This is a genomic window from Ethanoligenens sp., from assembly GCF_047718355.1.
GTDB lineage: Bacteria > Bacillota > Clostridia > Oscillospirales > Ethanoligenentaceae > Ethanoligenens.
This window is the reverse complement of record NZ_JBDNLG010000100.1, coordinates 1-10,420: the sequence shown is the minus strand read 5'-3', so window position 1 is coordinate 10,420 and position 10,420 is coordinate 1. Positions and strand designations below refer to the sequence as shown.

Below are 10,420 nucleotides of genomic sequence, written 5' to 3'. Positions count from 1 at the left end.
AACAGCAAGTGCTCAACTTGCTGGTCGACATTTTTTTCTGCCCCTTTTGACAGAATTGGCGTAAGCAAGTATCCCCAGTGTCGCTCACCGCCCCTCCGTTTTGGTTCGTTCCCACTCAGGAAATTCAAAACGGAGGAATTACAAATGAAGCATATCAATTTACGCGACTACTACCCCGCTCAGTATAAGTCCGATTACTTTATTGAAGTCCCGGATGAAGTGGCGGAGGTCTTTATAACGTCGAAACAGAACGAGGCGGCTTACCAGCGTCGCAGGTACTACAACTATGCGCAATACTCGCTTGACCGTGATGATGGCCTTGAACAGCATATCCTTTGCAAAGAGCCGTCTGCCGAGGAGGTTTACGAGCGCGAGGCCGCTGAAAAGCGCTTCTATTCCGCTTTCGCTTCTCTGTCTGAGAAACAGGCCCGGCGCGTTTTGGCTCACTATTTCATGGGGATCAGCAACACAGCCATTGCAAAAACGGAAGGCGTGTCGGAAAAGGTCATTCGCATGTCCATTCGCCGGGGACTGGATAATTTTTTGAAATCCTTAGAAAAGCCCCTTGAAAAGGGGTCGAAATAGGCACCCCTATCTCATGATAAGTAGAGAGATTTTTTAAGTGCTCTCTACTGGAATCTTGACAACCGAATATACGGTATTTCAGGTACATACTCCCGCGTGGCCGCGAAAGCGGCAAGCGAAGGAGAGACGGCGCGACGATGGCGAAAGTCGGAGCGATCCACGCGCTCTCCTACCCGGCTGTGGCAGGCCGGGACGCGACGATACACGCGGGACACAATGATACTTCCACACGGCCTCCCACGGACTTGAGGGGGAACCCTGCGGTATGCGCAGCCTTTGGCAAAGGCGCGGTGCTGTGGAGCTATGATGCGGCGGGCCAGCCGCAGCCTGAAATACGCCCCTGCCGGGGGTGCGTGGCAAATACGGCAGAACATCGGCATTAGAGATCATGGGCTGGCTCTGCTTCTGTGGAGCCAACCCATTCCTGTGATGCCGATGAAAAAAGCGAAAGGAGGGGACGCACGATGCCTGTACCAAATATCCACAGGACATTTACCGCCGGTACCTGCGGGCCGCCCGGCGTTGCCGGGCGCAGCCCCTTTGAAAAAGCCTCCAAATATCAGGTGGACGGCAAAGTCTTTATGGTCGAGCCGGTTTTTCAGCAAAGCGGGAACGAAACCATCGGCACTATCCTCGTCAAACTCATGCAGGCGGATGCCGGGAGCACATAATCCCTCCGTTACAGACGTGACAACGGTGCCCGGATGTGGTATACCGTTCCTGTAAATACTGCTCGACTGCCGGAAAGGAGGACGTAATGAAACAGTCGAGCAAAAAGAAAACCCGCGACACAACCGCATTCCTTTATGAGAGGCTTTCCCGCGACGATAATCTGGACGGTGAAAGCTACAGCATTGGTAATCAGAAGAAGCTGTTGACCAAGGTGGCCAAGGAGAAGGGTTTCACCAATCTCGTTCATTTTTTCGATGACGGTATTTCCGGCGTCACTATGCAACGCCCCGGCTTTCAGGAAATGCTGGCGGAGTTGGAAAAAGGCCATGCGTCGGCGGTCTTTGTCAAAGACATGTCGCGTCTGGGTCGCAACTACATCGAAGTCGGCAGGCTGACCGAGGATTTCTTCCCTGAGCACAAAATCCGTCTGATTGCCGTCTCGGACGGCGTCGATACCGCCGAGGGCGACAACGAAATGACCCCGATTCGCAACTTATTCAACGAGTGGTACGCACGCGACATCAGCAAAAAGCGGCGTATCAGCAACAAAATCAAGGGCAGCAACGGGGAGCCGATGGGTCAACCGCCCTACGGATATAGGAAAGCCCCGGACAACCCCAAGCATTGGATCATTGATGAAGAACCCGCCGCCGTGGTGCGCCGCGTCTACCGCATGACGCTGGAGGGCATGGGCACGGAGCAGGTCGCCGCTGCCTTGTCGGACGAGCACATCCTTACCCCTACGTTCTATCTGAAAAGCAAGGGCATCCGGCGCGGCGGGAGAGGCACTCAAACCGACCCGTACCACTGGAACAGCTCCACCATCACGAAAATCCTGTCCCTTCAGGAATACTGCGGAGATGTGCTCAATTTCAAGACGTACTCTATTTCCTATAAACATAAGGAGCGCCTTGAAAATGACCGGGACAACTGGCTGGTATTTCGAGATGTGCACGAGCCGGTGATCGACCGGGTGACGTGGGAGCGCATTCAGGAAAAGCGCGGCAAGGTCCGCAAGCGCCGGACGCAGGAGGGCGAAAAGAACATGTTCTCCGGCCTGCTGGTCTGTGCGGACTGCGGGCACAATCTGCACTATCATTTCAATCAGGGCAACCCGGACATCAAGTATTTCAACTGCTCCAACTATAAGGGCAACCGGGGCACCTGTTCGTCTACGCATTATATCCGCGTGGATTTTCTGGAACAGGTGGTTTTAGGTGAAATCCGCCGTCTGACCCGTTTCGCCAGCCGATATGAAAAGGAATTCGCGCAGGCGGTCATGGGGCACTCCCAGCAGGCGTTGGCGCAAGAGCAGCAGATGAAGCACAAGGAACTCCAAAAGCTGCTTGCCCGCGACGCGGAACTGGACAGCCTGTTTGAGAACATTTACGAGGACAATGTTTCCGGCAAGCTCTCGGATGACCGTTTCGGCCGCATGTCGGTCAAGTACGACGAGGAACAGCATGAGGTTCAAGAAAAAATCAAAAAGCTGAAAACCGAGCTGGAAAAGGCCAGCGGCAAAACGGTGACAGCTGATATGTTCATCTCTACCGTCCGCAAGTACACCCGCGCGAGAAAACTCACGCCGCGTATGCTAAACGAGCTGATCGACCATATCGAGGTGCATCAGGCGGAAAAGGTGGACGGCATTTACGTTCAAAAGCTCACGATTCATTATAACTGCGTCGGCTCCATTGAGATTCCAGACATTCTGCCTTTACCCGAACCGGACGTGCTGATCAACACGCGAAAAGGAGTAGCCGTCGGCTACCCCTCATCTCAAAAAGCCGTATAAAAAGCGAGTGTCCTTACAGCACTTTCAAATGCTATAAGAACACTCGGCATGGTGCGGATAACAGGACTTGAACCTGCAAGGCCGTGAAGCCACTAGAACCTGAATCTAGCGCGTCTACCAATTCCGCCATATCCGCATATACAAATTTTTACCAAATTGCAAAGCAATCCGGCGCTGGTGCGATCGACGGGACTTGAACCCGTACCCATTACTGGACACGCCCCTCAAACGTGCGCGTATACCTATTCCGCCACGATCGCATATCATACATTTTATAACAAACAAAGACAGAAAGCATACTTCCTTTTCTGCCTCCCTGAGGTGCAAAATGTATTATATCAGACTCATCTTTACCTGTCAACTTAATTTTTATAATTTCCATCAAATTTGACTTTGATTCTTTTTAAAAATCTGAACGGCGCCTGTTGAGAAAACAGAGACCCAGTAAAATAGTAGGCATTTATCCCGTAAACAGTCGCAACCGAAGTCCATTTGTTCAAATTTGGAGAAATCAAGGGCTCTATGCTTATGGGTGCACACCACCCAAGCAAAGTGGAACAACCGTATACTATCAATCAGAGGTTTTAAATTTTCATTTTTCCATTATTATTGTTATAAGAAACCTGCTCGCCTAAATTTTGTGGATTCATCCACTTGACAAAATCAGCAGAAACCATTAATATAAGTATATAAGAGAAATGCAAAGATGGGGAGCATAACCGCGTAATGCATAACAGAGAGCCGTCGGATGGTGTGAGACGGTATGCAAAACGGTGAAAAATCACCCCTGAGCAGGTCATCGAATAACTAGTAGAATGACACGGTTTTCCTCCGTTATTGGGAAACGCTGTTTTTTGACGGCGGTTTGAGTGGGTGCTTGTCACCAATTTGAGTGGTAACGCGGAGAATAATGATCTTCGTCTCGGAAATGAGGCGGAGATTTTTTTATGTGTAGAAATCGAGTCAACCCGCCACCGACCGAAGCACATCCATATTCTATTTCGTCAAGGGATCAAGGGGGATTCTCATGAAGATGACCGGTGCACAGATTGTCGTAAACTGTCTGCTTGAGCAGCATGTTGACACCATTTTTGGGTTTCCAGGCGGTCAAGTACTCAATATTTACGATGCGCTTTACGAATATAAAGATCGCATTCGGCATATCCTCACCTGCCACGAGCAGGGAGCCGCACACGCGGCGGACGGTTATGCCCGTTCTACCGGCCGCACCGGCGTTGTCATCGCCACATCCGGCCCCGGTGCCACCAATTTGGTCACAGGAATCGCCACGGCCTATATGGATTCGGTGCCGATGGTGGCAATCACCGGCAACGTGAGCGTGGGGCTGCTCGGACGTGACTCCTTTCAGGAAGTAGATATCACCGGCATCACCGCCCCCATCACCAAACACAATTTTATTGTTAAAAAACCGGAAGAACTGGCCTCAACCATCCGCCGGGCATTCGCGATAGCAGGCAGCGGCCGGCCCGGGCCGGTGCTGGTGGATATTCCAAAAGATATCACGGCGGCGATGATCGAATATACGCCGGAGACACCGGAACCGACATGCAAAACGGACGCTCCCCTCCCCTCTCTGGATGAAGCTGTCGCATTGATTACGCAAAGCCGGCGTCCGTTCATTTTTGCCGGAGGCGGCGCTATTGCTTCCGGAGCTGCCAACTCCCTGTCAGCATTTGCGGATAAAATCGACGCACCAGTCGCGCTCAGCTTGATGGGTCTCGGCGCTCTGCCGCCGGATAATCCGCGCTTCACCGGCATGATGGGGATGCACGGTTCGAAGACATCTTCTTATGCAGTGGAAAATTGCGATCTGTTTCTTGCACTCGGCACCCGTTTTTCTGATCGCGTGCTCTGCAATGCGAGCTATTTTGCGAAAAATGCAAAAATCCTGCAAATCGACATTGATCCCGCAGAGATCAACAAAAACATCCCGGTGTTTGCTTCTGTGGCAGGCGACCTCGACGCCATTTTAACCGAGCTGGTCTGTCGTCTGCCTGACGGCATTGCCCATTCCGAGTGGATGGAGAAAATGAAAGCGCTCAAAGCAACCTATCCAATTGATCGTCCGCTTAGTGGAGACACCATGCCGTACGCAGTGCTCTCCACGTTGCACGACCTCGCGCCGGATGCCATCATCACCACGGAAGTGGGCCAGCACCAGATGTGGGCGGGACAATATTTCCATTTTGCACGCCCGCGCCAATTCCTCACCTCCGGCGGATTGGGCACCATGGGATATGGATTGGGCGCCGCCCTTGGCGCACAGGCCGCCAACCCAAACAAACATGTCATTAACGTGGCTGGGGACGGCAGTTTCTTCATGAACTTAAACGAGTTGGCTACCGCGGTGACCTATCACCTCCCGGTCATTGAACTTATTATGAACAATGGCGTACTGGGTATGGTGCGTCAATGGCAGCAGTTGTTTTATAAGGAACATTATTCACATTCCGTATTGGAACGCCAGACAGATCTCGCCGCTTTGGCCCGTGCTTTTGGGGCGCTGCCGTTCACCATTGCGCAACCCGCGGATATCCGTCCCGTACTTTCCGAAGCGTTGAAAAGCGGAAAGCCCTGTGTCATTAACTGTCTGATTGACCCGGAAGAGAACGTGTTGCCGATGGTTCCAGCGGGCAGACCCATTGGCGAGCCCATTCTCACCCTTGAAAAAGGAGGCAGCGATGAAACGCATTGAGATCTTTGACTCCACATTGCGCGACGGCGCGCAGGGCGAAGGTATCTCTTTTTCGGTAGAAGATAAGCTGTCTATCACGGCAGCACTGGACGAACTCGGCGTTTCTTACATCGAGGCCGGAAACCCCGGCTCCAACCCCAAAGACCTGGAGTTTTTTACACGGGCAACCAGTCTGCGGCACGCCAAGCTTTGCGCATTCGGCAGCACCCGCCGTCATGGCATCCGTGTGGAGGACGACAAAAATGTCCGTTCACTGGAAAAAACCTCCACCCCCGCCGTTGCCATCTTCGGTAAATCGTGGGATTTGCATGTCACCGATGTCATCCGCACTTCATTGGAAGAAAACATCGCCATGATTCGTGAGACAATTGCCTATTTCAAATCGCACGGGCGTGAAGTACTGTTCGACGCGGAACATTTCTTCGACGGCTATGCCAAAAACAAAACGTATGCGCTGGCTACGCTGCGGGCAGCCTGTGAAGGCGGGGCGGATGTCCTCTGTCTTTGTGACACGCGCGGCGCGACCTATCTCACCGATATCAATGCAGCGGTCATGGACGTTTGCCGGACATTCGGAAAGCGCTTGGCTATCCACTGCCACAACGACACGGGCATGGCGGTTGCAGGCTCCATGATTGCGGTTGACGCCGGCGCCACACAGGTGCAGGGCACTTTGCTCGGTATCGGCGAGCGCTGCGGCAACGCCAATCTTGCAACCGTCATCGCCAACCTGCAAACCAAGCGCGGCTTTTCCTGCGTACCGGCGGAGCAGCTGACCAAATTGACTTCCACCGTACGGTACGTAGCCGAAACCGCTAACGTCACCCTGCCGGGCGATGCGCCGTATGTGGGCGGCAGCGCTTTTGCACACAAAGGCGGTATGCACATCGACGGCGTAATGAAACTGCCCCGCAGCTTTGAGCATATCGACCCTGAAACGGTAGGGAACGAGCGGCGCTTTCTGCTTTCGGAAGTTAGCGGACGCACCACGGTTTTGGCAGCCGTCCAGCGCATCGACCCCACGCTGACAAAGGATTCCCCGGAAGTCAAGGCAGTGGTGGCACGCATCAAAGAACTGGAATTTGAAGGCTATCAGTTTGAGGGAGCGCAAGCCACAGTGGAACTGCTCATCCGCAAAGTGCTGGGTGTCTACAAACCGTTCTTTGAATTGGAGCAATACAAGATCATTGGCGAACAGCCGCCGGTCGGCGATAAAAGCGATACCGCAGTTATCCGCCTGCGTGCGTTCGGCAAATCTGAGATTTCCGCCGCGCAGGGCGACGGGCCGGTGCACGCACTGGACATCGCGCTGAAAAAGGCGCTCACTGTCTTTTACCCCGCCATTAAACATGTCCGGCTGACGGATTACAAGGTTCGTGTAATGGAATCGCGCAGCGCCACCGCCTCCAAAGTGCGGGTACTGATTGAAACCACCGATGGCACTGCGTCTTGGACGACCGTGGGCGTTTCGCCCGATATCATTGCCGCTTCATGGATCGCACTTGTCGATTCCATTGAGTATAAATTGACGAAAGACCAACCGCAGAAGCAGCTCTGAAACAGATCTGCCGCTGCGATGGGGTTTTCCCCTCTACCAAAAAGAACAGGAGTTGATTCGATTGGGAATGACCATGACGCAAAAAATCATCGCCGCCCACGCGGGACTGGATAAGGTGGAAGCCGGCCAGCTCGTAATGGCAAAAACCGACCTCGTGCTCGGCAATGACATCACCTCGCCAGTAGCCATAAAAAACTTCGAGGCCGCGGGCTTCGACTCGGTGTTCGATAACACCAAGATCGCGCTGGTAATGGACCATTTCACCCCGAACAAAGACATCAAAGCCGCCGAACAATGTAAACAAGTACGCACCTTTGCAAAAAAGTACGGCATCGTAAACTTTTTTGACACGGGTTGTGTAGGCGTGGAGCACGCGCTGCTCCCCGAAAAAGGATTGGTCACCACCGGCGATCTGGTCGTGGGCGCCGATTCCCACACCTGCACGTACGGCGCGCTGGGCGCTTTCTCCACCGGTGTTGGCAGCACGGACATCGCGGCTGCCATGAAACTGGGAAAACTCTGGTTCAAAGTGCCGTCCGCCATCCGCTTTATCCTCAAGGGCAAACCCTCCAAATGGGTGGGCGGCAAGGATGTCATCCTGCACATCATCGGCCTTATCGGAGTGGACGGCGCACTGTATAAGTCGATGGAATTCACCGGAGACGGCCTCAAAAACCTCACGATGGAAGACCGCCTCTGCATGGCGAATATGGCCATCGAAGCCGGCGGCAAAAATGGTATCTTTGAAGTGGATGACTTGACGCTGGCCTATGCCAAAGAGCATACCACCAAACCGGTAACGGTATATAAAGCCGACGACGACGCGGTATATGACCGCACCATCGAGATTGACCTTTCCACCATCAAACCGACCGTGGCGTTCCCGCATCTTCCTGAAAACGCGCGCACCATCGACAACGTGGGCGATGTAAAGATTGATCAGGTGGTCATCGGTTCCTGCACCAACGGGCGCATTGAAGACCTGCGCATCGCGGCAGACATCCTCAAAGGCAAAACCGTGCATCCCGATGTGCGCTGCGTTATCATCCCCGCCACCCAGAAAATCTGGCTACAGGCTGTGGAAGAAGGTTTAGCAAAAATCTTTGTGGAAGCCAACTGCGCATTCTCCACACCCACCTGCGGTCCCTGCTTGGGCGGACATATGGGTATCCTCGCCGCGGGTGAGCGCTGCGTAGCCACCACCAACCGGAACTTTGTCGGCCGCATGGGCCATGTGGATTCCGAAGTGTATCTGGCAAGCCCCGCCATTGCGGCAGCCTCCGCACTGACCGGCAAGATCTCCGGCCCACAGGACTAAAGAAGGGAGTCATCAACATGAACGCAAACGGAACTGTTTTCAAATATGGCAACAACGTCGATACCGACGTCATCATCCCCGCGCGTTACCTTAATTCCTCCGACCCCAAGGAGCTTGCCTCCCACTGCATGGAGGATATCGACACCACTTTTCGGTCCCGTGTGAAACCGGGCGACATCATTGTGGGCGGCAAAAATTTTGGTTGCGGTTCCTCGCGTGAGCACGCGCCGCTGGCCATCAAAACGGCAGGTGTTTCCTGCGTGATTGCCACCACGTTCGCACGTATCTTCTACCGCAACTCCATTAACATCGGCCTGCCCATCGTCGAATGCCCCGAGGCATCCGAAAAAATCAAAAACGGCGATGAAGTGGAAGTGGATTTTGAGACCGGGCGCATCCATGATAAAACCACCGGTGAAACATTCCAGGGCGCGGCATTTCCGCCGTTTATCCAGAATATCATCGCTAACGGCGGTCTGCTCCAATCCATTCAAAACAACAAACTGTGAGGCGACATTTTAATGAATTACAAGATTGCGGTCATCAAAGGCGACGGTATTGGCCCGGAAATCGTGGACGAAGCCACCAAAGTACTTGAAGTCATCGGTGAGAAATACGGACACAGCTTTGCTTTTACCAATGTACTGATGGGCGGCTGCGCCATCGACGCGACCGGCGTACCCCTGCCGGACGAAACGGTAAAAATCTGCAAAGAAAGCGACAGTGTGTTGCTCGGCGCGGTGGGCGGCCCAAAATGGGATACGCTGCCCGGCCATCTGCGGCCTGAAAAAGGTTTGCTTGGCATCCGTGCGGCGCTGGGGCTATATGCCAACCTGCGTCCGGCAGTGCTATATGCTCCGCTGAAGGATGCCTGCCTGCTCAAACCGGAAACCGTCCAAGACGGTCTGGACATCCTCATCGTGCGGGAACTGACCGGCGGTATCTATTTCGGTGAGCGCGGTCGCCGCGATGGCAAAAACGGACCCGAAGCCTATGACACCGAGTGCTACTCTGTACCCGAGATAGAGCGCATCGCCCATGTGGCATTTGAAGCCGCACGCAAGCGCAAGAAGAAGCTGGCAAGTGTAGACAAGGCCAATGTGCTGGAAAGCTCCCGTTTGTGGCGCGAGACCATCCACCGCCTTGCCAAAGACTATCCAGACGTAGAATGCCGCGATGTATTGGTAGACAATGCCGCCATGCAGCTCGTGCGCGATCCCGGTCAGTTCGATGTGCTGGTCACCAGCAACATGTTCGGTGATATTCTCTCGGATGAAGCAAGCATGATTACCGGTTCCATCGGGATGCTGCCGTCCGCGTCTTTGGGCAAAGGCAAATTGGGCCTGTATGAGCCGACCCACGGCTCCGCTCCGGATATTGCCGGGCAAGGTAAAGCCAACCCGATTGCCACCATCATCTCCGCGGGCATGATGCTGCGCTATGCGTTCGACCTGCAAACAGAAGCCGACGCGATCGACGCCGCTGTGCTTTCCGTTCTGAAAAAAGGACTGCGCACCCCGGATATTGCCGGTGTAGGCGGACAAAACAAACCGCTCACCACCACTGAGATGGGCGACGCCATACGTGCAGAACTGCGGGCATGATCTCTGATGGTGCGCCCACACTGGGCAGTGCCACACCTCTCAGTCTCTTTTTTGTTTCATCCAATAAAAATGGAAGATTTCATTTAGGATTCCAAAAAATTATATTTTATTTTTCAAACGCCGCCGCTTTAGGCGGCGTTTTGGCGCCCAAAACGGAGATACTATTTAAAAA

9 protein-coding genes, 2 tRNA genes and 1 other annotated feature are annotated in these 10,420 nt (G+C 53.6%); of the genes, 9 read left to right on the top strand and 2 right to left on the bottom strand.

What is annotated here, in order from left to right; all coding sequences use genetic code 11:
• The first annotated feature begins 144 nt into the window (after nucleotides 1-144).
• The 4 genes from ABF463_RS12475 (at nucleotide 145) to ABF463_RS12460 (ending at nucleotide 3,052) form a co-directional block, all read left to right on the top strand.
• Nucleotides 145-585, top strand: a complete 441-nt coding sequence (locus ABF463_RS12475) for an RNA polymerase sigma factor (protein WP_415534014.1) — start codon at nucleotides 145-147, stop codon at nucleotides 583-585.
• Nucleotides 586-722: 137 nt separating this feature from the next.
• A complete protein-coding gene (locus ABF463_RS12470) occupies nucleotides 723-968 on the top strand; it encodes a hypothetical protein (protein WP_415534012.1) in 246 nt (81 codons plus the stop codon).
• An 81-nt stretch (nucleotides 969-1,049) separates the two neighbouring features.
• Nucleotides 1,050-1,256, top strand: coding sequence for a hypothetical protein (locus ABF463_RS12465; protein ID WP_415534010.1), 207 nt, complete (start codon nucleotides 1,050-1,052; stop codon nucleotides 1,254-1,256).
• An 86-nt stretch (nucleotides 1,257-1,342) separates the two neighbouring features.
• A complete protein-coding gene (locus tag ABF463_RS12460; protein WP_415534008.1) occupies nucleotides 1,343-3,052 on the top strand; it encodes a recombinase family protein in 1,710 nt (569 codons plus the stop codon).
• Between the two features lie 49 nt (nucleotides 3,053-3,101).
• Here the strand turns inward: ABF463_RS12460 and ABF463_RS12455 are convergent.
• A tRNA-Leu gene (locus ABF463_RS12455) sits at nucleotides 3,102-3,188 on the bottom strand.
• Between the two features lie 39 nt (nucleotides 3,189-3,227).
• Nucleotides 3,228-3,312: transfer RNA gene (locus ABF463_RS12450), tRNA-Leu, on the bottom strand.
• 434 nt (nucleotides 3,313-3,746) lie between these two features.
• Nucleotides 3,747-3,980, top strand: a binding site (T-box leader).
• Between the two features lie 99 nt (nucleotides 3,981-4,079).
• Here ABF463_RS12450 and ilvB point away from each other — a divergent pair.
• The 5 genes from ilvB (at nucleotide 4,080) to leuB (ending at nucleotide 10,248) form a co-directional block, all read left to right on the top strand.
• Nucleotides 4,080-5,768: a biosynthetic-type acetolactate synthase large subunit gene (gene ilvB, locus ABF463_RS12445; RefSeq protein ID WP_415534006.1), complete on the top strand. Its 1,689-nt coding sequence runs from the start codon at nucleotides 4,080-4,082 to the stop codon at nucleotides 5,766-5,768.
• Nucleotides 5,755-7,326 (top strand): citramalate synthase, encoded by a 1,572-nt coding sequence (cimA, locus tag ABF463_RS12440; protein WP_415534004.1) that lies wholly within the window; start codon nucleotides 5,755-5,757, stop codon nucleotides 7,324-7,326. The genes ilvB and cimA overlap by 14 nt, the downstream gene beginning before the upstream one ends.
• 61 nt (nucleotides 7,327-7,387) lie before the next feature.
• A complete protein-coding gene (gene leuC / locus ABF463_RS12435) occupies nucleotides 7,388-8,644 on the top strand; it encodes a 3-isopropylmalate dehydratase large subunit (protein ID WP_415534002.1) in 1,257 nt (418 codons plus the stop codon).
• Between the two features lie 17 nt (nucleotides 8,645-8,661).
• Nucleotides 8,662-9,153: a 3-isopropylmalate dehydratase small subunit gene (gene leuD, locus ABF463_RS12430; protein ID WP_415534000.1), complete on the top strand. Its 492-nt coding sequence runs from the start codon at nucleotides 8,662-8,664 to the stop codon at nucleotides 9,151-9,153.
• 12 nt (nucleotides 9,154-9,165) lie between these two features.
• A complete protein-coding gene (gene leuB, locus ABF463_RS12425; protein ID WP_415533998.1) occupies nucleotides 9,166-10,248 on the top strand; it encodes a 3-isopropylmalate dehydrogenase in 1,083 nt (360 codons plus the stop codon).
• Nucleotides 10,249-10,420: the final 172 nt, after the last annotated feature.